The organism is Klebsiella sp. K4, assembly GCF_014596785.2.
Taxonomy (GTDB): Bacteria; Pseudomonadota; Gammaproteobacteria; order Enterobacterales; family Enterobacteriaceae; genus Klebsiella; species Klebsiella pneumoniae.
Genome location: NZ_CP115021.1, coordinates 3,281,449 through 3,302,150 on the forward strand (window position 1 = coordinate 3,281,449; position 20,702 = coordinate 3,302,150).

Here is a 20,702-nt window from a genome sequence, read left to right on the forward strand (position 1 = left end):
CTGCCCCTCTTTCCGCCGGAAAGAGGGGCGTTTTATCGCCGGAAAGCGATCAGATCCAAACGTCGTTCACCGCCGTCCGCTCGCCGCCTTCGTGGCCGGTATTCAACACCCCGCGCGGCTCAATCAGCATCAGCTTCGCTTCCGTCTCCGCCGAGGTCTTATGTTCCACCCCGCGCGGCACGACGATCATCTCCCCGGCCTTCACCAGCACATGCCCGTCGCGGAAGTCCACGCGCAATACCCCCTCCACCACCATCAATGTCTCATCGGTTTCCGGGTGGCTGTGCCAGATAAAGTCGCCGGCGATGCGCACGACCTTGAACTGATAGTCGTTCATTTCAGCCACCACTTTGGGCTGCCATTGTTCGCTGAACAGGGAAAATTTATGAGCAAGATTAACGAGTTGATACATGGGCTGTCTCCTTGTGGTAAGGCAGTCAGCATAGTTCGCCTCGCCGCGGTCACGCTTGAACGATTGTGCAACCTGAACCGCGCTAGCCGCGGATCGCCCGCAGCCAGCGGCCCGGAGAGAGACCAAAGCGGCTGATAAACTGGCGCGTCATGTGGCTCTGGTCGGCAAAGCCCGCGTCGGCGGCAATATCCACCAGACGTTCCCCGGCGCGCATCCGCTGGCGGCAAAAATCGAGCCGACGCATCATGACGTAACGCCACGGGCTGGTGCCGTACAGCGTTCTGAAATCCCGGCTCAGGCTCCAGCGGTCCCGGCCGCTGACCTGCGACAGGGTGTCGAGGGTCATATCCTGCATAAAACAGGCATGAATATACTCCCGGGCCCTCTCCGCCGCCTGATAATCAAACGCCTGGCGACGGGAACGTTGGCCGCCGACAACGGCCAGGGTCTGCGCCAGGTCGTACAGAGCATCCTCTTCCTCCAGCGGCTCGAAGGTATCCGTGACCGCTTTCAACAGCGGCTGCGCGGCGCGACGTAGCCGTGGATCCGCCGACAAGCCGTCGGGGATAAACGGTAGTGGCCTGCCGCCGAGTATCTTCTGGAACAGCGCCGGTTCGATATAAACCATGCGGTAGTGAAACCCCGCCTCGGTGCCCGCCTCGCCATCGTGTATTTCGTCCGGATGAAGCACCATCGTTCCGCCGGGCAGGCTGTGCTGGAGTCCGCCGCGATAGTGAAAGCTCTGCACGCCGGCGATCGTCTGGCCGATGGCGTAGGTATCATGCCGGTGCGGCTCATAGCCGTGGCCGCCGAAGAAGGCTTCGATGCGTTCCGTCCGGCTGGGCGATTGCGCCAGCCTGACCCAGTCCGTGCTCTGCTGCTGAGACATAATGGATAACCTGCGACGTTCTTGAGGGGTGATTCCAGCACTATTACACAAAAAATTAACATCACCAACCCGCTCGCCGTTCGCATCCTGCCGCTGGGCGTTTACTGAAATTACGCATAGAATGAAGGAGTTCCATGCAGTATGCGCAAAGGGCGCCGCCGAATGCTGGCCAGCCCGGGGCACCAGGGGCCCTTTTTATAAAAAGCTTTATTTAACAGCCGTTTATATTTTGCGTATATAATGAGCGTCAGACTACTATCGAAAATGCTAGGGAGAACAGCCATGCGCGTACTCGTGGTTGAGGATAATGCCCTGCTGCGTCACCACCTCAAAGTTCAGCTGCAGGAGCTGGGCCATCAGGTCGATGCGGCGGAAGATGCCAGGGAAGCGGACTACTATCTGGGCGAACATCTCCCGGATATCGCCATCGTCGATCTCGGCCTGCCGGATGAAGACGGTTTATCACTGATCCGCCGCTGGCGCAGCCACGACGTGTCGCTGCCGGTGCTGGTGCTGACCGCCCGCGAAGGATGGCAGGATAAAGTGGAAGTGCTGAGCGCCGGGGCGGATGATTACGTCACCAAGCCTTTCCATATTGAAGAGGTTGCCGCCCGCATGCAGGCGCTGCTGCGCCGTAACAGCGGCCTGGCCTCGCAGGTGATCTCCCTGCCGCCGTTCCAGGTCGACCTCTCCCGGCGCGAGCTGTCGGTGAATGACCAGCCGATCAAGCTGACCGCCTTTGAATACACCATTATGGAAACCCTGATCCGTAACCGCGGCAAAGTGGTCAGCAAAGATTCGCTGATGCTCCAGCTTTACCCGGATGCCGAACTGCGAGAAAGCCACACCATCGACGTGCTGATGGGTCGGCTGCGCAAGAAAATTCAGGCTGAATACCCACAGGACGTCATCACCACGGTGCGCGGCCAGGGCTATCTGTTCGAACTGCGCTGATGAAGGGACTGTTGCGGCATATCTTCCCGCTGTCATTACGGGTTCGCTTCCTGCTGGCGACCGCCGGGGTGGTGCTGGTGCTCTCCCTGGCCTACGGCATGGTGGCCCTGGTGGGCTATAGCGTTAGCTTCGATAAAACCACCTTTCGCCTGCTGCGCGGCGAGAGCAATCTCTTTTATATGCTGGCGAGATGGGAAAACGGCGCTATTGACGTCGACATCCCGGAAAACCTGAATATGGAAAGCCCGACGGTGACCCTTATCTACGATGAGCAGGGCAAACTGCTGTGGGCGCAGCGTGATGTTCCCTGGCTGGCGAAACGCATTCAACCGGAATGGCTGAAACGCAATGGCTTCCATGAGATTGAAGCCGATGTCGACAGCAGCAGTATGCTGTTGCGCAATAACCATGAGATTCAGGAACAGCTGGACGCTATCCGCGAACAGGGCGACGACTCTGAGATGACCCACTCGGTGGCGATCAACCTCTACCCGGCCACCAGCAAAATGCCTCAGCTCAGCATTGTGGTGGTCGACACCATTCCGGTGGAGCTCAAGCGCAGCTATATGGTGTGGAGCTGGTTTGTCTATGTGCTGGCCGCCAACCTGCTGCTGGTGATCCCCCTGCTGTGGGTCGCCGCCTGGTGGAGTCTGCGGCCCATTGAGTCGCTGGCCAAAGAGGTGCGCGAACTGGAGGAACATCACCGCGAAAAGCTCAATCCCAACACCACTCGCGAGCTGACCCGGCTGGTCAGCAACCTCAACCGCCTGGTTCGCAGCGAGCGCGAACGCTATGACAAATACCGCACTACCCTCACCGATCTCACTCACAGTCTGAAAACGCCGCTGGCGGTGATGCAGAGTACACTGCGCTCGCTGCGCGGCGAGAAGATCAGCGTCGACGAGGCGGAGCCGGTGATGCTGGAGCAGATAAGCCGCATCTCGCAGCAGATTGGTTATTACCTGCATCGCGCCAGCATGCGCAGCGGCGGCACCCTCTTGAGCCGGGAATTACACCCGATCGCCCCCCTGCTTGACAGCCTGACTTCCGCTCTCAACAAGGTCTATCAGCGCAAAGGGGTCAATATCTCGCTCGACATCTCGCCGGAGATCACTTTTGTCGGCGAGCAGAACGATTTTATGGAAGTGATGGGTAACGTTCTTGATAACGCCTGTAAGTATTGTCTGGAGTTTGTGGAAGTTTCCGTGCGCCAGACCACCGACAGCCATCTGCACATCCTGGTGGAAGACGATGGGCCGGGGATCCCGCAGAGCCAGCGCCGGGCCGTTTTCGACCGCGGCCAGCGGGCTGATACCCTGCGTCCCGGCCAGGGGGTAGGACTCTCCGTTGCGCGTGAAATTGTCGAACAATATGATGGAGAGATCATCGCCGGGGAAAGCCTGCTCGGCGGCGCCTGCATGGAGGTGGTGTTTGGCCGCCAGCAGATGGAAGATAAACAGAGTTAATCGTTGAGATTTTTCACGGCGCCTGCATCGCCAGGGCGCCGCATCCGTTATAATCCCTGTCAGACACCTGCAGTGGAATATCAATATGGATTATCAATTAACGCTTAACTGGCCCGACTTTATCGAACGCTACTGGCAAAAACGGCCGGTGGTATTGAAGCGCGGCTTCGCCAATTTTATCGACCCCCTAAGCCCGGACGAACTGGCAGGACTGGCCATGGAGAGCGAGGTCGATAGCCGCCTTGTCAGCCATCAGGATGGAAAATGGCAGGTCAGTCACGGTCCTTTCGAAAGCTACGATCACCTGAGCGAAAACAACTGGTCCCTGCTGGTGCAGGCGGTTAACCACTGGCATGAACCGTCCGCAGCGCTGATGCATCCGTTCCGTGCCCTGCCGGACTGGCGTATCGACGACCTGATGATCTCCTTCTCGGTGCCGGGAGGCGGCGTCGGCCCGCATCTGGATCAGTATGATGTGTTTATCATTCAGGGCACCGGCCGTCGGCGCTGGCGCGTTGGGGAAAAGGTGCCGATGAAACAGCACTGCCCGCATCCGGACCTGCTGCAGGTTGACCCCTTCGAGGCGATCATCGATGAAGAGATGGAGCCGGGCGATATTCTCTATATTCCGCCGGGATTCCCGCATGAGGGTTATTCGCTGGAAAACTCGCTTAACTATTCGGTCGGCTATCGCGCGCCGAATGCCCGCGAGCTGTTTAGCGGCTTTGCCGACTATGTCCTCCAGCGCGAACTGGGCAGCCAGCGCTACGCCGATCCGGACGTGCCGTCCCGCGACCATCCGGCGGATATTTTACCGACCGAACTCGACCGCCTGCGCGAGATGATGCTGGGTCTGATTAACCAACCGGAGCACTTTAAGCAGTGGTTCGGCGAGTTTATCACCCAGTCGCGTCATGAGCTCGACGTCGCGCCGCCGGAGCCGCCGTATCAGCCAGATGAGATTTACGATGCCCTGCAGCAGGGCGATACCCTGGAACGCCTGGGCGGCCTGCGGGTGCTGCGCATTGACGGCGAGGTATTCGTTAACGGCGAGAAGATCAACTCCCCGCACCGTCCGGCGCTGGACGCCTTAGCCACCCATCTGACGCTGCGCGCCGACCATTTTGGCGATGCGCTGGAAGATCCTTCTTTCCTCGCCATGCTGGCAGCGCTGGTCAACAGCGGCTATTGGTTCTTTGGCGACTGAGCCATCATCCTGCCCGGCGGCGCTGCGCTTGCCGGGCCTACGGGTTCCGCGCTCATCGGCTGGACCGTAGGCCGGATAAGGCGAAGCCGCCATCCGGCATCTTGTCCGACACGCGGCCTACCGGGCCACCTGAGAAGATTAATGCCCTTTGCGTGCCGCCGTCAGCTCGGCGATACGCACGATCACCTGCACCGCTTTCTCCATTCCTTCCAGGGTGACAAACTCATGTTTGCCGTGATAGTTGTAGCCACCGGTAAACAGGTTTGGGCACGGCAGTCCCATAAATGAGAGCTGCGCGCCGTCGGTGCCGCCGCGGATCGGCTTCATCTGCGGTTCAATATCGCAGTCCACCATCGCCTGGCGGGCAATATCGACCACGTGCGGATGGGCGATCACCTGCTCATGCATGTTGTAATAACTGTCCTCGATCACCAGCTCAATATAACAGTCCGGGTGCAGTCCCTTGCCGACCTTTTTGGCGATCTCCATCATCTTGCGCTTGCGCGCCTCGAAGTGCTTACGGTCAAAATCGCGGATGATGTAATGCATCTCGGCCCGATCGACGCTGCCTTTCATGCTGGTGAGGTGATAAAAACCTTCATAGCCTTCAGTGGTCTCCGGCGCTTCATCGGCCGGTACTTCGGCATGAATGCGCGCGGCCAGCGACAGCGCGTTGACCATCACCCCTTTCGCGGTGCCGGGGTGCACGTTATTACCGACAATTTTTATCGTCACCGAGGCGGCGTTGAAGTTTTCAAACTCCAGTTCGCCGACCCCGCCGCCGTCGACGGTATAGGCCCAGCGGGCGTCAAAGGCCTCGACGTCGAAATGCTTCGCCCCTTTACCCACCTCTTCATCAGGGGTGAAGGCCACGCGGATATCGCCATGAGGAATATTTTTCGCCTGCAGAGTCGCCAGCGCGGTCATAATTTCGGCAATGCCGGCTTTGTCGTCCGCCCCGAGCAGCGTTTTCCCGTCGGTGGTGATCAGCGTCTGTCCCAAAAGCTGATGCAGAACCGGGAACATCACCGGGGAGAGCACCTCATCGCCGATACCCAGCGCGATATCGCCGCCGCGATAGTTTTCAACAATCTGCGGATTAACGTTTTTACCACTGAAATCCGGGGAGGTGTCGACGTGGGAGATAAAACCGATGGCCGGGATATCGCCCTCAACGTTAGCGGGCAAAGTTCCCATTACCGTCCCTTTTTCACTCAGCGTTACCTTGACCAGTCCCATTTCTTCCAGCTGCGCCTGCAACAGGCGTAACAGCTTCCACTGCCCTTCCGTGCTGGGGACCTGACGAACGCCAGGCTTTGACTGCGTGTCCAAAGAAACGTACTGCAAAAAACGCTCAAGCAATTTATCCATGTAGCCACCCTCTTCTTTTGTGACAACATTATTCATAAGCCAGAAAAGACAAATATTGCGTCAGGTCATTTTTAGCCCGTAAAGCGAAATTTAATAACGGAACCGACGTTATGGTGTAAAGGTAGACTATGCGGGCGTATCAAGGATTGGCGATTACCCTCGTTTGCCGTAGAATGCTGGCCCTTATTAAAAACGTGCAACCCCAAAGGTGGTTAATCACAAACCCCGCAGCGGCCGGAAATTTGCCGTTGCGTCTACATGGGACAGAGTCAAAAATTGAATATACAACCGCGTTCGCGTTCGCCGCTGGTGCATCTGGCGGGAATTCGCAAGAGCTTTGATGGTAAAACGGTCATCGACAACCTTAACCTGACCATCAACAATGGTGAGTTTCTCACTCTGCTTGGCCCCTCTGGCTGCGGTAAAACCACCGTTCTGCGCCTTATTGCCGGCCTGGAAAACGTCGACAGCGGACGGATCCATCTCGAAGATCACGATATCACTCATGTTCCGGCGGAAAACCGCCACGTCAATACCGTATTCCAAAGCTACGCCCTGTTTCCGCATATGACGGTGTTCGAGAACGTCGCCTTTGGCCTGCGGATGCAGAAAACCCCGGCGGCGGAAATCACCCCACGGGTGATGGATGCCTTAAAGATGGTGCAGCTGGAGGCGTTTGCCCAGCGCAAACCACACCAGCTCTCCGGCGGCCAGCAGCAGCGCGTGGCCATCGCCCGCGCGGTGGTCAACAAACCGCGTCTGCTGCTGCTCGATGAGTCTCTTTCGGCACTGGATTACAAGCTGCGCAAGCAGATGCAGAACGAACTGAAAGCGCTGCAGCGTAAGCTCGGGATCACCTTCGTCTTCGTCACCCACGATCAGGAAGAGGCTCTAACCATGTCCGATCGCATCGTGGTGATGCGTGATGGCAAAATCGAACAGGACGGCACCCCGCGAGAGATCTACGAAGAGCCGAAGAACCTGTTTGTCGCCAGCTTTATCGGCGAGATCAATATCTTTGACGCCACGGTAATTGAACGTCTCGACGAACAGCGCGTGCGTGCCAGCGTTGAAGGACGAGAATGCAACATCACCGTCAATTTTGCCGTGGAGGCCGGCCAGCGTCTGCATGTCCTGCTGCGCCCGGAAGATCTGCGCGTCGACGAGATCCACCATAACAGCGACGCCGACGGCCTGATCGGCTATGTCCGCGAGCGCAACTATAAAGGCATGACTCTGGAGTCGGTGGTGGAACTGGAGAACGGCAAAATGGTGATGGTCAGCGAGTTCTTTAACGAAGACGACCCGGATTTCGACCACTCTCTTGACCAGAAAATGTCTATCAATTGGGTGGAAAGCTGGGAGGTGGTGCTGGCCGATGAAGAACACCAGTAAATTCCAGAATGTGGTGATCGCCACTATCGTCGGTTGGCTGGTGCTGTTTGTCTTCCTGCCCAACCTGATGATCATCGCCACCAGCTTTTTGACCCGCGACGATGCCAACTTCGTCAAACTGGTCTTCACGCTGGATAACTATTCGCGGCTACTGGATCCGCTCTATTATGACGTTCTGCTGCATTCGCTAAACATGGCGCTGCTGGCGACCCTCGCCTGCCTGGCGCTTGGCTATCCGTTTGCGTGGTTCCTCGCCCGGCTGCCGCAGAAGGTACGGCCCCTGCTGCTGTTCCTGCTGATCGTCCCTTTTTGGACCAACTCGTTGATCCGCATCTACGGGCTGAAGATTTTCCTCAGCACTAAAGGTTACCTGAACGAGTTTCTGCTGTGGCTGGGGGTGATCGACACCCCGATACGCATTATGTTCACCCCCTCGGCGGTGATCATCGGCCTGGTGTACATCCTGCTGCCGTTTATGGTGATGCCGCTCTACTCCAGCATTGAGAAACTGGATCGCCCGCTGCTGGAAGCGGCGAAAGATCTCGGCGCCAGCAAGCTGCAGACCTTTATCCGCATTATCATCCCGCTGACCATGCCGGGGATCATCGCCGGCTGTCTGCTGGTGATGCTGCCGGCGATGGGGTTGTTCTACGTTTCCGACCTGATGGGCGGCGCCAAGAACCTGCTGATCGGCAACGTGATCAAAAGCCAGTTCCTCAATATCCGCGACTGGCCGTTCGGCGCGGCAACCAGCATTACCTTAACCCTGGTGATGGGCCTGATGCTGTTGATTTACTGGCGCGCGGCGCGCCTGCTGAATAAAAAGGTGGAGCTGGAATGATCGGTCGACTGCTGCGCGGCGGCTTTATGACCGCCATCTACGCGTATCTCTACATCCCTATTATTATTCTGATCGTTAACTCGTTTAACCGGTCGCGCTTCGGCATCAACTGGCAGGGGTTCACCACCGACTGGTATAGCCTGCTGATGAACAACGATAGCCTGCTGCAGGCCGCCCAGCACTCGCTGACCATGGCGGTGCTGTCGGCGACCTTCGCCACCCTTATCGGCTCGCTGACCGCCGTGGCGCTGTACCGTTACCGCTTTCGCGGCAAACCGTTTGTCAGCGGCATGCTGTTTGTGGTGATGATGTCGCCAGATATTGTGATGGCCATCTCTCTGCTGGTGCTGTTTATGCTGATCGGCGTCCAGCTTGGTTTCTGGTCGCTGCTGTTTTCGCATATCACCTTCTGCCTGCCGTTTGTGGTGGTCACCGTTTACTCCCGCCTGAAAGGCTTTGACGTGCGGATGCTGGAGGCGGCGAAAGATCTGGGCGCCAGCGAGATGACCATCCTGCGCAAAATTATCCTGCCGCTGGCCCTGCCGGCGGTAGCCGCTGGGTGGTTGCTGAGCTTCACCCTGTCGATGGATGACGTGGTAGTCTCCTCGTTCGTGACCGGTCCGGGGTATGAAATCCTGCCACTGAAGATCTATTCGATGGTCAAGGTTGGCGTTTCGCCAGAGGTGAACGCCCTGGCCACGATTTTGTTGGTTCTGTCGCTGGTGATGGTCATCGCCAGTCAGTTAATTGCACGTGATAAAACTCAGGGGACGTTAAAATGAAAAAATGGTCACGCCACCTGCTCGCGGCGAGCGCTCTGGCAATCGGCATGGGCGCTGCGCACGCGGACGATAGCAAAACGCTCTATTTCTATAACTGGACCGAGTATGTGCCGCCGGGCCTGCTGGAGCAGTTCACCAAAGAGACCGGCATCAAGGTTATCTATTCGACCTACGAGTCGAACGAAACCATGTACGCCAAGCTCAAAACCTATAAAGACGGCGCGTACGACCTGGTCGTCCCGTCGACCTACTTTGTCGACAAGATGCGCAAAGAAGGTATGCTGCAGAAGATCGATAAGAGCAAGCTGACTAACTTCAGCAACCTCGATCCGCAGATGCTGAATAAACCGTTCGATCCGAATAACGACTACTCCATCCCCTATATCTGGGGGGCGACGGCCATCGGCGTCAACAGCGAGGCGATTGACCCGAAAACTATCACCAGCTGGGCCGACCTGTGGAAGCCGGAATACAAAAGCAGCCTGCTGCTGACCGACGACGCGCGCGAAGTGTTCCAGATGGCGCTGCGTAAGCTGGGCTATTCCGGCAACACCACCGACCCGAAAGAGATTGAAGCCGCCTATAACGAGCTGAAAAAGCTGATGCCCAACGTCGCAGCGTTTAACTCTGATAACCCGGCGAACCCGTATATGGAAGGCGAAGTGAACCTCGGGATGGTATGGAACGGCTCGGCTTACGTCGCCCGCCAGGCAGGTACTCCGCTGGAAGTGATCTGGCCGAAAGAGGGCGGCATCTTCTGGATGGACAGCCTGTCGATCCCGGCGAACGCCAAAAACGTCGACGGCGCGCTGAAGCTGATTAACTTCCTGCTGCGCCCGGATGTCGCCAAACAGGTCGCTGAAACCATCGGTTATCCGACGCCGAACCTTGCGGCGCGCAAGATGCTCAGCCCGGCAGTGGCCAACGATAAATCGCTCTATCCGGACGCCGCAACCATTGAGAAAGGCGAATGGCAGAATGACGTCGGCAGCGCCAGCGCCATTTATGAAGAGTATTACCAGAAGCTGAAAGCGGGCCGTTAATCCCACAGGGCGGAACCGCGGTTCCGCCCTTTTTTTTGCTCTCACCTTAGCCCCGCAGCGCGCGCCAGAGGAGCGCCGGCAATTTGCGCCAGCGCGGCCGATGGTAAAAATCCACCAGCCGCTGCGCCACCGCTTCCTGCCCCCGGTGGGTGATGAACCAGGGCGGCAGGGGCATCAGCGTCAGTTCGCCATGCCAAAGACTACGCGGAAACGGCCGAAACGGCGCCTCAATCACCGTGCGCTCGGTTTTCTCCAGCATAAAGCTGTTATGCACCTTGCCCCGCCCGCTCTGAATATCGTCGAGCGTGTGGCCGGGAAACGCCCCCCACGGGCAAGGGGCTAACAGGAAGGCCACCCCGCTCCAGCAGTTGATCGCCACCGTGCCGTAGCGCAGCTCGGCGATCAGCGCATTAAAACGCTTACGTCCAATCGCTTTGCGGGTGCGCGGGTGGATCACAATATTGGCCCCCAGCGTGCCCTGCAGCCGCTGATTCGCATAGCCGATCGCCTGGCGCAGAAAGCTTTCCGCACTATCGGCCTCAAGACGGGTGACCGACAGCCCCGGGCCAAAGACCTCCTGCTGGCAGAACCCGGGATCATCGTCGGTATTCGCCACAATCAACGGTAGCGCGTCACCGCGGGCTATCTCCAGCGGCTGACGGGCGCGCAGGCGAAAGTCGGTCAGCCGGTTTTCAGCGCCGGGGTAGTAGTCCGGGCGGGTATTCGCGGCGATCAGTCGGTACAGCTGATTCAGCAAGGCCGTCGCAGGCTCCCAGCCTTGCTGCAGGATCAGCACCTGGCTGGCCACGCAGTTAAACCCGCCGTTGTTCATCTTCTGCGTCGCCAGCTGCTGCGCCTGAAAAGCGATGTCCGCCTCGCTCCACGGCCCGGGTACGATAATGGTGGGGCTGACGCCGCCCAGCTCCGAGGTCACCCGACGCGGGTTCAGCGGCGTCCCGGCGGCCCGACGCTGGCGAGCCGCCTCACCCTCGCCCCAGACGATGACGTCATGGGTGTCGCGGGAGCCAGTGATATGGATCTCATCGACAGCGGGATGGGTGGTCAGCCACGCTCCCGCCCGGGCGTCGCCGGTGACGATGCGGAGCGCATCCATGGCAATCACCGGCGCCAGGGCCTGGACCAGCAGATCGTGCAGATAATCATTCACCGGGTTGAGCTTCAGCAGGCAGACCTGATTCTCAATAAACAGCTTGTGTAGCACATCCAGTGGCGCAATCGAGGCCACATTGCCGGCGCCAAGCACCAGCGCCAGCTTGCCCTGCCGCGCGGCAGGCGGGATGTCGTATGCCCGCGCCGCATAGCGGTCGAGATGGGCCCGGGTGACGCCTGGCTGCATCCATATCTCAGCGCGAACACCAGACAGAAGCAGCCGATCCCAGAGCGTGCCGGGCACCACCCGCAGCGCCAGGCGGCCGTCCGCCAGCGTCCGCAGCGGGATCCGCCGCAGAAAGGTCTTCTCCTCCAGTTGCTCCAGGGTGGCGATAAGCCCGTTGCAGCCGACCATTAGCGCGCAGGGGCCCGCCAGCCACTCTTCCCCCGCCAGCGGATCGCCCGCCGGCAACCCTTTGGCCGCCGCTGCCGCGGCCACCCACGCCGGGGCAATGCCGGCCAGGGCATCCTTGATCTGGCGCAGGAGCGCCAGACGACGGTTCACTGAGGTTTCCGCCCAGCGCTGGCGCGCCGCCGACAAGGCGTGCAGGGCCGCATCATACTGAGAACAGGTCGTCAGACCGGGTCGCGCATGGCTCATTTTCCCTCACTCATTAAAATCTCTCCGTAGGCCTGGCGCAGCTGATTTTTGAGCACCTTACCCGTGGCGCTGACCGGCAGCGCATCGACAAATATCACCCGGTCCGGGATCTGCCATTTAGGCACCCGCTTCTCAAACCAGCTCAGCAGATCGGTCTCCTCCACTTCGCCCCCTTCCGCACGGACGCACAGCAGCACCGGCCGCTCGTCCCAGCGCGGATGGCGGGCGGCGATGGCCGCCGCGCTGCGCACCCCCGGATGCGCGATGGCGATATTCTCCAGCTCAACGGTGGAGATCCACTCGCCACCGGACTTGATAATATCCTTTGCCCGATCGCTGATCACCAGATAACCATTGGCGTCGAGCGTACCGATATCACCGGTATCAAACCAGCCTGCCGCGGTCAGGGCGCTCGCGTCCTGACCATAGTATTGCTCTACCACCCAGTGCCCTCTGACCTGCAGATACCCCTGGCTTTGACCATCCCGGGGCAACGGTTCGCCATCCACGTCCACCACCTGCAGTTCGATGCCGAAAATGGGCCGCCCCTGACCGGCGCGCTGCTTTTGCTGCTCCTGTGCCGGGAGCGCGTCATGTTTGCTCAACGGTGTGTTGATGGTGCCGATGGGCGATGTTTCGGTCATTCCCCAGGCGTGGGTCAGCGCAATGCCGTAATCACGCTGAAAGGCCTCGGCCATCGACGGCGGCAGCGCGGAGCCGCCGACCAGCGCACGTTTAAATTCAGGCAGCCGGACCTCTGTCCGGCGCATCGCCGCCAGCAAGCCGGCCCAGATCACCGGTACGCCAAACCCCACCGTCACCTTCTCGGCGGCCAGCAGCTGCAGCAGGCTGTCGCCATCGAGGTGCGGCCCCGGCAGCACCAGCCGCGCGCCGACCATGGCGGCGATAAACGGCGTCCCCCACGCGTTGACATGGAACATCGGCACCACCGGCAACAGGCTGTCCTTCGCCGATATGCCGGCGGCGTCCGGCTGGTTGCCGCTCAGGGCGTGCAGGACCAGCGAACGATGGGTGTTCAATACCCCTTTCGGCCGGCCGGTGGTTCCCGAGGTGTAACAGAGCGAAGCCGGAGTCAGTTCATTGAGCTGCGGCCAGCGATAGTCTGCCATCCCCTGCTGCAACAGATCGTCATAAAACAGCAATGAGGGCAGCTGGCTGAGCGCCGCTTCGCTGCGGGACTCCATCAGCACGACGTGTTTCACCGTCGGCAGCTGCGGCAGCAGCTGCGCTACCAGCGGCAAAAAGGTCTGGTCAAAAAACAGCACTTCATCGGCAGCGTCGTTGAGGATATACCGCAGATGGTCAACCGACAGCCGCGGATTGACGGTGTGCGTCACCCAGCCGCCGGAGGCGACGGCAAAATAGATCTCCAGATGGCGGCGGTTGTTCCATGCCAGCGTGGCGCAGCGGGCGCCCGGCGGCAGCCCCAGCGACGCCAGCGCCGATGCCAGCCGCTGAGCACGGCTGGCCACCTCTCCCCAGCAGCTGCGCTCCTTCTCACCGCCAGTACTCACCGAGACAATCTCGGTCTCGCTGTGATACTGCGCCGCATGGCCGAGCAGCGCGGCAGTGGTGAGATCCTGATAAATCATCGGTGACGGCATGGCGGGGTCTCCTTTACAGACGTCCGGCGGAATCGAGGGGCGCGGCGCGATCGTGCGGGCGCCTATTGAATCTGGTCTACATTTGCCGGTCTGCACAAAAAAACGTACAGAAATCAGCGGTCACGCACAAAATAGAGTGGGAAATGGTTCAGAAAGGAAAAGACAAACTCATGATCGGAAGATCATTACTCAGAGAGCGTATCGCCCGACTTCGGGCCGGGCGATAGCGGTGGGGATTTACAGCAGCGCTTTCGCTTTAGCAACCACGTTATCGACGGTGAAGCCGTACTCCTCGAACAGCTGCTCAGCCGGCGCAGACTCACCGAAGGTGGTCATGCCAACGATAGCGCCGTTCAGGCCAACGTATTTGAACCAGTAGTCAGCGATACCCGCTTCCACGGCAACGCGCGCGGTCACGGCTTTCGGCAGTACGGATTCGCGATAAGCCGCATCCTGCTTGTCGAACGCGTCGGTGGACGGCATGGAAACCACGCGCGCCTTCACGCCTTCGGCAGTCAGTTTGTCCCATGCGGCAACCGCCAGCTCCACTTCTGAACCGGTGGCGATGAAGATCAGCTCCGGCTGGCCGGCGCACTCTTTCAGCACATAACCGCCGCGGGCCACGTTCGCCAGCTGCTCTGCGGTACGCTCCTGCTGCGCCAGGTTCTGACGGGAGAGGATCAGCGCGGTCGGGCCGTCCTGACGCTCCACGCCATATTTCCACGCAATCGCGGATTCCACCTGGTCACACGGACGCCAGGTGGACATGTTCGGGGTCACGCGCAGGGAAGCCACCTGCTCTACCGGCTGGTGAGTCGGGCCGTCTTCGCCCAGACCGATCGAGTCGTGGGTGTAGACCATCACCTGACGCTGTTTCATCAGCGCGGCCATACGTACCGCGTTACGCGCGTATTCCACGAACATCAGGAAGGTGGAGGTGTACGGCAGGAAGCCGCCGTGCAGCGCGATACCGTTGGCGATAGCGGTCATACCGAACTCGCGCACGCCGTAGTGGATGTAGTTCCCGGCAGCGTCTTCGTTGATCGGCTTAGAGCCGGACCACAGGGTCAGGTTGGACGGCGCGAGATCTGCGGAGCCGCCGAGGAATTCCGGCAGCAGCGGGCCGAAGGCTTCGATGGCGTTCTGCGAGGCTTTACGGCTGGCGATTTTCGCCGGGTTGGCCTGCAGCTTCGCGATGAACTCGTTAGCTTTCGCGTCGAAGTCAGACGGCATTTCGCCTTTCATACGGCGGGTGAATTCGGCTGCTTCCTGCGGGAAGGCTTTGGCGTAGGCAGCGAACTTCTCGTTCCATGCGGCTTCTTTCGCCTGGCCGGCTTCTTTGGCATCCCACTGGGCATAGATGTCAGACGGGATGTCAAACGGCGCGTGTTTCCAGCCCAGCGCTTCGCGGGTCAGGGCGATTTCGGCGTCGCCCAGCGGCGCGCCGTGGGAGTCGTGGGTGCCGGCTTTGTTCGGCGAACCGAAGCCGATGATGGTTTTGCACATCAGCAGGGACGGTTTGTCGGTGACCGCCCGCGCTTCTTCTACCGCGCGTTTGATGGCGTCAGCGTCGTGACCGTCCACGCCGCGCACCACGTGCCAGCCGTAGGCTTCAAAGCGTTTCGCGGTGTCGTCGGTGAACCAGCCTTCAACGTGGCCGTCGATGGAGATGCCGTTGTCATCATAGAACGCCACCAGTTTACCCAGTTTCAGGGTACCGGCCAGGGAGCACACTTCGTGAGAAATGCCTTCCATCATGCAGCCGTCGCCCATGAAGGCGTAGGTGTAGTGGTCGACGATATCGTGTCCCGGACGGTTGAACTGCGCCGCCAGGGTTTTCTCGGCGATAGCCATCCCGACCGCGTTAGCGATACCCTGGCCCAGCGGACCGGTGGTGGTTTCCACGCCTGCGGTGTAGCCGACTTCCGGGTGACCCGGGGTTTTGGAGTGCAGCTGGCGGAAGTTTTTCAGCTCTTCAATCGGCAGATCGTAGCCAGTGAGGTGCAGCAGGCTGTAAATCAGCATCGAACCATGGCCATTTGACAACACAAAACGGTCACGGTCAGCCCAGGCCGGATTGTTCGGGTTATGGTTCAGGAAATCACGCCACAGCACTTCGGCAATGTCAGCCATACCCATCGGGGCCCCCGGGTGGCCGGATTTGGCTTTCTGTACAGCGTCCATGCTCAGGGCGCGCAGCGCGTTGGCGCATTGGCGGCGAGTGGTATTTGTCGTTTTCATCAGTCTTTATCCCCGCGGATTACAACATCTGCTGAATCTGTTGTTCCAGTTTCACCTGATCGACAGCAAACAGTCGGATCCCTTCCGCTAGTTTTTCCACTGCCATGGGATCCTGATGATGCTGCCAGAGGAACTCCGCCTGCGTCATCGGGCTGGGACGGGTTTCCGTCACGCAGCCGGGAGTCAACTGGCGGGTCAGCACTCCTTCGCTGGCCGCCAGCTCGTCCAGCAGTGCCGGAGAGATGGTCAGGCGATCGCAGCCCGCCAGCGCCTGGATCTGCTCAATTCGACGGAAGCTGGCACCCATTACCACCGTGTCATAGCCATGAGATTTGTAATACTGATAAATCTGGCGCACAGAGACCACGCCCGGATCGCTGTCCACCTGATAGGCTGACTGCGGCTGGTGCTTCTGATACCAGTCGTAGATGCGGCCCACAAAGGGCGAGATGAGAAAGACGCCCGCTTCGGCGCACGCCCGGGCCTGAGCGAAAGAGAACAGCAGCGTCAGGTTGCAGTTTATACCGCTCTGCTCCAACTCTTCGGCAGCGCGAATGCCCTCCCAGGTGGCGGCGAGCTTAATTAGAATCCGCTCGGGACCAATGCCATTTTTTTCATATAACTGGATGAGCTTGCGCGCCTTCGCGACGCACATCCCGCGATCCCAGGCAAAGCGAGCATCCACTTCGGTGGAGATACGCCCGGGCACATGGCGCAGCACCTCGCTGCCGATATCCACTGCCACCTGATCGCAGGCGTTAATCAATTGCGTTTCTGCGCTGCCTCCCTGGCGGCGTGCCTTGCCAATCGCATCGGCAATCAGCGGCTGATACTGCGGCAGCTGCGCGGCCTTCAGCACCAGCGAGGGGTTGGTGGTCGCATCCTGGGGTGCAAACTTTTTAATCGATTCAATATCGCCGGTATCAGCAACAACCGTGGTGTATTTTTTCAGTTCGTCTAACTGGCTCATCATCTGTTCCTTATCTTACGACTGCGGAGATTAATCTCTGGCATGCTGGTGTTCGTAATAATCAATACGTTCCACTTTGGGCGCGGATCCGCCGCCTTCATATTCGGACTCAAGCCACGCCTGAATAATTTTTTTGCCCAGCTCAGCGCCAATCACCCGCGCGCCGAGGGTAATAATCTGCGCGTTGTTACTTTTACGCGCTCGCTCGGCGGAGAAGGTATCGTGACACTGTGCGGCGCGGACCCCGGGGACTTTATTGGCCACAATACTCATCCCAATGCCGGTACCGCAGATCAGGATCCCACGCTCGTGTTCGCCCTGTTTAATCGACATCGCCACCGCATGGGCAACATCCGGATAAACGGTACTCCCCTGGCGTTTATCGCTGCTGTAATCCGCGACGTTAATTCCCAACCCATTCAAATAAGCGACGATGGCATCGCGAAAAGCATAGGCGGCATCATCCGCACCAATAGCGATTGTTTTCATGGTTATTTCCTTAATTTAACAGTACGTCTTAATGACAATTCGGGTAAAACGAAATTTGGTCGCCAGGCTGAATAATTTGTGGTGGTTCGCCGTAAAGGTGTACCGTCCCGGGTAATTCAGCGATATCTGCGCCATCAAAATTTAGCGTGATATGGCCAAGCTGTCGTAAATTTGCCGTTGCCACACGGCCTACCGCGGTCACCCGATAATTTTTATCATTTAATTTCATTTGCTGACCAGGCGATAACTCGGCGGTCAGTTCGCTGGCCTGGTGTACAGCGCAATAACTCGCAATATCGTCGGGAACGGCATCGGAGAATAAAATAAGCCGCAGCTCCCGCAGAGAGTACTCAACATATTCCCCGACGGCGGTAATCCGTAATGAATACAACGGCACGCTCATACTATTTGTGTCCTTTGGCGGCAGGGGAAGATAATGTCACGCTCTCTTCACTTTTCACCTCTTTCAGCGGTTCAGCGGCTGGCGCACGCTTTTTCAGCCGTTTATCAAACCAGGCGACCAGTATCGGCGCGGTGATCATGGTGATAATGCTCGCCGTCGCCAGCTGCGCGGTGGCGGCATCCACGTACATCGCCAGCGAAGGATCCGCCTGGGCAACCATCGCCGGCGTCAGCGCCGAGCTGGCGGCGGTGGTTCCCAGCGCGGCGCCCAGCGCGCTTTTCTTCTTCAAAAACAGGTTGTAGATAAAGTAGAACACAATCCCGGTTAGCGCGGAGATAATCCCCAACAGGATCCCGGACAGCCCGGCGGTGAACACCGTATTGATACTGGAGTTGGCGCCGATGGCGAACGACATAATAATGATCACCAGCGGCTGCGCCGCAGCGCATAACTGTTTAAAGCGTTCGTCCAGATTGCCCCACAGCATGCCAATCAGCAGTGGGATCAGCATCGACAGCAGCGCGGCGAAGGGAATATTGGCCAGGCCGCTGACGCCCAGCACCATCATGGTAACAAACGGACCATCCTTGATGCAGAATACGGAGATCGCCCCGGCATCACTGGCATCGCCATAGTTGCTGCACAATGCGATATAGAGGGAGCTGTTCGAGCTGGTCAGGCAGGCAATCAGCGCCAGGGTCGATATTCCGAGAAAACCGCTCGGGCCAAACAACGTTCCCGCAACCCACACCGCCAGTGCCCCGGCCAGACATTTGAGAAACAGCAGCACGGCGCCTTTATAGAGCGGCAACCCGGCCTGACGGATATTGATCGAGGTTCCGCAAATGAGCAAAAATATGCCCATCATGGCGCTGGAACCGACTTTAAATAAGGCGGTGGTCGGGCCGCCAATGCTGAGCACCTGGGGCGCGAAAGTATTAATTAATATAGCCACCAGCAGTGGAATAATAATTAACCCACCGGGCACCTTATTCATTTTTTCAAGTATATTAATATTCATAGGGTAACTCTTAAATTAAGATTTAACAGAGATAACGACGCAATACTACCCTGACGACCATTACGTCGTTTATTAGTTATTAGATTACTGGGTTATTGCTGTGCTTCCTGATAAATTCGGTCAACAATGATGCTAATAATATCTTCCGGTCCGGTTAGCCCTCCTTTCCCGACGCAAATTAAGCCGGCATAATCGCCGCCAATGATCCGCACCATATCGGTTTGCGGGATGACATAGTCAATCATTTCTATTCCGGTGGCGCCCAGCTCTTTTAGTACATTGACCATGGTGTCACCACCGGTCATATACAATCCTTTAATTTCACCCGACGCACAGTTAAGCACCTCGCGCACAATACTGCCCAATCCGTGGTTAATATTTTGCGCAGCCTCACCGTGGGCCAGACCAAATCGCTGCTCCTCTTCCTGAAGGTTTAGCAACCGCCCGGTCAAGGCGGACTCAAAAACAAAGAGCGCGTTGTGCTGCGCCGGAACGCACTGTCGGGCATGCTGCACCACGCGATTGACTTCAATCTCAGCGGCGTTTTTCCGGTCAACCAACAGCTCGGCATCCACCGGGATATGGCAGACCCGGGCATCATTAGCGATCAAATACTGGAGCTGTTTTTTGGTTACTGGCGTTGCGCTGCCGGCAACGATCAAAATCGAGCCGCGCTGGCCGTCCGCTGTCAGGCTCGCGGGCGCGCTGCTCCGCGCTTCGCGCATCAGGCCGCGACGAACCGCCAGCCGTTCGGTAAAGGGCCCCGGATCGACGGCCAGCACGTTCCAGTTCAGGGCCACTACCGCCCCGGCGATGGCATCGACATCGTCGACGGTTATCGCATCGACCACTATCACCCGCACGCCGCGCTGTTGTTGTTCCTGTAAATCCTGCTGGATTTGCCCTTCGCCTTTCATCACCGATGTCAGCGCGATATGCCCGACCTGATGATGGGTCTGCGCCGCCAACAGTCCCGGCACCCACGACTCGGTGACCGGGGTACGTACATCGCGAGCCACATCGGTCCGCGACAGGGCTACCGAATCAATCACCGAGTAACCGCCGACGAGAATACGCCGTGACTGCGGCATCGCCGGCACCACAACCGCCACCGTCTCCTGCGGCAGTTGTTCCAGCATGGCGTCGATTTCAAATCCGATGCCGCCGCGCAGCGTGGTATCAATCCGCTTGGTGAAGTAATGCGCGCCGCGAGCCTGCAGCTGTTTCACCGCAGCGCTCACTTTGTGCTGGGCCTCCGCTTTCGGCAATGGGCGGCTGTCGCTGCTGACCACCATCGCCGGATACTCTACCTCATTGCGGGCGAAGGATTCGGTATCGAAAAACGCGGCGGTTTTTAAACCACTGCGCGCCAGCAGCACCCCGACGGTAGTTGCCCCGGTCAGATCGTCAGCCACGATCCCAAGCTTTCCGCCTTCCCCTTGCGGCCAGACCATCTCAATGCAGGCTGGCGTCACGCCGGAGACGTAGATCCCTTCGTGTATAAATTCCGCCAGCGGGCCGCTTTTACCGGTGGGATGCAGGTTAATGGTGGGAATTCCCCGCTTCGGATAGAGTCCGCAGCGCAACGTGCCGCCGCAGTCGATGACCATTAAACCAATCTCTTCCGCCGGCGGTTCGCCATTCTTGAATACATCAATGGAAGGCCAGCCGGTCAGTTCGCTCAGGCGGTCGACGACCGGGGGACGGATCCCCCCGGTGATGTACGCAATCTTTTTCCCCTGACCTGGCGTGATAGTCAGCGGCCCGCCCCAGCCCTTACAGCCCTTGCTAATCAACAGATGTTTTTCCATTTCTCTGTCCT

At 58.7% G+C, this 20,702-nt stretch carries 18 protein-coding genes; 7 read left to right on the top strand and 11 right to left on the bottom strand.

Annotated elements, in window-relative coordinates; all coding sequences use genetic code 11:
• Positions 1 to 49: 49 nt before the first annotated feature.
• Both IB144_RS16500 and IB144_RS16505 read right to left on the bottom strand, forming a co-directional pair.
• Positions 50 to 412 carry a cupin domain-containing protein gene (locus IB144_RS16500; protein WP_015958193.1) on the bottom strand — a complete coding sequence of 121 codons (363 nt, stop codon included), beginning with the start codon at positions 410 to 412 and terminating at the stop codon, positions 50 to 52.
• Positions 413 to 494: 82 nt separating this feature from the next.
• On the bottom strand, positions 495 to 1,301 hold the full coding sequence (locus IB144_RS16505) for an AraC family transcriptional regulator (RefSeq protein ID WP_149358950.1): 807 nt from the start codon (positions 1,299 to 1,301) through the stop codon (positions 495 to 497).
• 282 nt (positions 1,302 to 1,583) lie between these two features.
• Between IB144_RS16505 and phoP the strand changes: the two genes are divergently transcribed.
• The 3 genes from phoP to IB144_RS16520 all read left to right on the top strand — a co-directional run bounded on the left by phoP (position 1,584) and on the right by IB144_RS16520 (position 4,928).
• Complete coding sequence (gene phoP / locus IB144_RS16510; RefSeq protein WP_004150807.1) at positions 1,584 to 2,255, top strand: two-component system response regulator PhoP; 672 nt, start codon at positions 1,584 to 1,586, stop codon at positions 2,253 to 2,255.
• A complete protein-coding gene (phoQ, locus tag IB144_RS16515) occupies positions 2,255 to 3,721 on the top strand; it encodes a two-component system sensor histidine kinase PhoQ (RefSeq protein ID WP_004147969.1) in 1,467 nt (488 codons plus the stop codon). Before phoP ends, phoQ begins: the two co-directional genes overlap by 1 nt.
• 85 nt (positions 3,722 to 3,806) lie before the next feature.
• Positions 3,807 to 4,928 (top strand): cupin domain-containing protein, encoded by a 1,122-nt coding sequence (locus IB144_RS16520; RefSeq protein WP_004176560.1) that lies wholly within the window; start codon positions 3,807 to 3,809, stop codon positions 4,926 to 4,928.
• Between the two features lie 138 nt (positions 4,929 to 5,066).
• On the opposite strand, the gene pepT is transcribed toward IB144_RS16520, so the two are convergent.
• Positions 5,067 to 6,299, bottom strand: coding sequence for a peptidase T (gene pepT, locus IB144_RS16525; RefSeq protein ID WP_004150810.1), 1,233 nt, complete (start codon positions 6,297 to 6,299; stop codon positions 5,067 to 5,069).
• A gap of 258 nt (positions 6,300 to 6,557) precedes the next feature.
• Here pepT and potA point away from each other — a divergent pair, with 258 nt between their 5' ends.
• From potA to potD, 4 genes are read left to right on the top strand one after another with little or no spacing between them, the layout of a single operon-like run.
• Entirely contained in the window at positions 6,558 to 7,694 is a 1,137-nt protein-coding gene (gene potA, locus IB144_RS16530) for a spermidine/putrescine ABC transporter ATP-binding protein PotA (RefSeq protein ID WP_004150811.1), read from the top strand.
• Entirely contained in the window at positions 7,678 to 8,535 is an 858-nt protein-coding gene (potB, locus tag IB144_RS16535; RefSeq protein ID WP_004150812.1) for a spermidine/putrescine ABC transporter permease PotB, read from the top strand. Before potA ends, potB begins: the two co-directional genes overlap by 17 nt.
• Positions 8,532 to 9,317, top strand: coding sequence for a spermidine/putrescine ABC transporter permease PotC (potC, locus tag IB144_RS16540; RefSeq protein WP_004150813.1), 786 nt, complete (start codon positions 8,532 to 8,534; stop codon positions 9,315 to 9,317). Before potB ends, potC begins: the two co-directional genes overlap by 4 nt.
• The gene (gene potD / locus IB144_RS16545; protein WP_004140590.1) at positions 9,314 to 10,360 is read left to right on the top strand and encodes a spermidine/putrescine ABC transporter substrate-binding protein PotD; all 1,047 of its coding nucleotides are present in this window, start codon (positions 9,314 to 9,316) and stop codon (positions 10,358 to 10,360) included. The genes potC and potD overlap by 4 nt, the downstream gene beginning before the upstream one ends.
• Before the next feature lie 46 nt (positions 10,361 to 10,406).
• On the opposite strand, the gene IB144_RS16550 is transcribed toward potD, so the two are convergent.
• The 8 genes from IB144_RS16550 to IB144_RS16585 all read right to left on the bottom strand — a co-directional run bounded on the left by IB144_RS16550 (position 10,407) and on the right by IB144_RS16585 (position 20,691).
• On the bottom strand, positions 10,407 to 12,131 hold the full coding sequence (locus tag IB144_RS16550) for an aldehyde dehydrogenase family protein (RefSeq protein ID WP_040215886.1): 1,725 nt from the start codon (positions 12,129 to 12,131) through the stop codon (positions 10,407 to 10,409).
• Positions 12,128 to 13,756, bottom strand: coding sequence for a long-chain fatty acid--CoA ligase (locus tag IB144_RS16555; RefSeq protein WP_004183652.1), 1,629 nt, complete (start codon positions 13,754 to 13,756; stop codon positions 12,128 to 12,130). The genes IB144_RS16550 and IB144_RS16555 overlap by 4 nt, the downstream gene beginning before the upstream one ends.
• A 237-nt stretch (positions 13,757 to 13,993) precedes the next feature.
• The gene (gene tkt / locus IB144_RS16560; RefSeq protein WP_032410213.1) at positions 13,994 to 15,997 is read right to left on the bottom strand and encodes a transketolase; all 2,004 of its coding nucleotides are present in this window, start codon (positions 15,995 to 15,997) and stop codon (positions 13,994 to 13,996) included.
• 19 nt (positions 15,998 to 16,016) lie between these two features.
• On the bottom strand, positions 16,017 to 16,967 hold the full coding sequence (gene tal, locus IB144_RS16565) for a transaldolase (protein WP_004147958.1): 951 nt from the start codon (positions 16,965 to 16,967) through the stop codon (positions 16,017 to 16,019).
• A gap of 30 nt (positions 16,968 to 16,997) precedes the next feature.
• A complete protein-coding gene (gene rpiB / locus IB144_RS16570) occupies positions 16,998 to 17,456 on the bottom strand; it encodes a ribose 5-phosphate isomerase B (RefSeq protein WP_004140598.1) in 459 nt (152 codons plus the stop codon).
• A 28-nt stretch (positions 17,457 to 17,484) separates the two neighbouring features.
• On the bottom strand, positions 17,485 to 17,859 hold the full coding sequence (locus IB144_RS16575; protein WP_004140600.1) for a PTS glucitol/sorbitol transporter subunit IIA: 375 nt from the start codon (positions 17,857 to 17,859) through the stop codon (positions 17,485 to 17,487).
• A 1-nt stretch (position 17,860) separates the two neighbouring features.
• Positions 17,861 to 18,880, bottom strand: a complete 1,020-nt coding sequence (locus IB144_RS16580) for a 2-keto-3-deoxygluconate permease (RefSeq protein ID WP_004140602.1) — start codon at positions 18,878 to 18,880, stop codon at positions 17,861 to 17,863.
• 92 nt (positions 18,881 to 18,972) lie between these two features.
• Positions 18,973 to 20,691: a four-carbon acid sugar kinase family protein gene (locus IB144_RS16585; RefSeq protein WP_004183649.1), complete on the bottom strand. Its 1,719-nt coding sequence runs from the start codon at positions 20,689 to 20,691 to the stop codon at positions 18,973 to 18,975.
• Between the last annotated feature and the right edge of the window lie 11 nt (positions 20,692 to 20,702).

Coding starts and splice junctions, on each gene's coding strand:
- rpiB (WP_004140598.1), bottom strand. CDS start 17,456: ATGAAAACAATCGCTATTGGTGCGGATGATGCCGCCTATGCTTTTCGC.
- pepT (WP_004150810.1), bottom strand. CDS start 6,299: ATGGATAAATTGCTTGAGCGTTTTTTGCAGTACGTTTCTTTGGACACG.
- IB144_RS16550 (WP_040215886.1), bottom strand. CDS start 12,131: ATGAGCCATGCGCGACCCGGTCTGACGACCTGTTCTCAGTATGATGCG.
- potD (WP_004140590.1), top strand. CDS start 9,314: ATGAAAAAATGGTCACGCCACCTGCTCGCGGCGAGCGCTCTGGCAATC.
- potC (WP_004150813.1), top strand. CDS start 8,532: ATGATCGGTCGACTGCTGCGCGGCGGCTTTATGACCGCCATCTACGCG.
- IB144_RS16505 (WP_149358950.1), bottom strand. CDS start 1,301: ATGTCTCAGCAGCAGAGCACGGACTGGGTCAGGCTGGCGCAATCGCCC.
- IB144_RS16580 (WP_004140602.1), bottom strand. CDS start 18,880: ATGAATATTAATATACTTGAAAAAATGAATAAGGTGCCCGGTGGGTTA.
- tal (WP_004147958.1), bottom strand. CDS start 16,967: ATGAGCCAGTTAGACGAACTGAAAAAATACACCACGGTTGTTGCTGAT.
- tkt (WP_032410213.1), bottom strand. CDS start 15,997: ATGAAAACGACAAATACCACTCGCCGCCAATGCGCCAACGCGCTGCGC.
- IB144_RS16500 (WP_015958193.1), bottom strand. CDS start 412: ATGTATCAACTCGTTAATCTTGCTCATAAATTTTCCCTGTTCAGCGAA.
- phoP (WP_004150807.1), top strand. CDS start 1,584: ATGCGCGTACTCGTGGTTGAGGATAATGCCCTGCTGCGTCACCACCTC.
- potB (WP_004150812.1), top strand. CDS start 7,678: ATGAAGAACACCAGTAAATTCCAGAATGTGGTGATCGCCACTATCGTC.
- IB144_RS16520 (WP_004176560.1), top strand. CDS start 3,807: ATGGATTATCAATTAACGCTTAACTGGCCCGACTTTATCGAACGCTAC.
- IB144_RS16575 (WP_004140600.1), bottom strand. CDS start 17,859: ATGAGCGTGCCGTTGTATTCATTACGGATTACCGCCGTCGGGGAATAT.
- IB144_RS16555 (WP_004183652.1), bottom strand. CDS start 13,756: ATGCCGTCACCGATGATTTATCAGGATCTCACCACTGCCGCGCTGCTC.
- potA (WP_004150811.1), top strand. CDS start 6,558: ATGGGACAGAGTCAAAAATTGAATATACAACCGCGTTCGCGTTCGCCG.
- phoQ (WP_004147969.1), top strand. CDS start 2,255: ATGAAGGGACTGTTGCGGCATATCTTCCCGCTGTCATTACGGGTTCGC.
- IB144_RS16585 (WP_004183649.1), bottom strand. CDS start 20,691: ATGGAAAAACATCTGTTGATTAGCAAGGGCTGTAAGGGCTGGGGCGGG.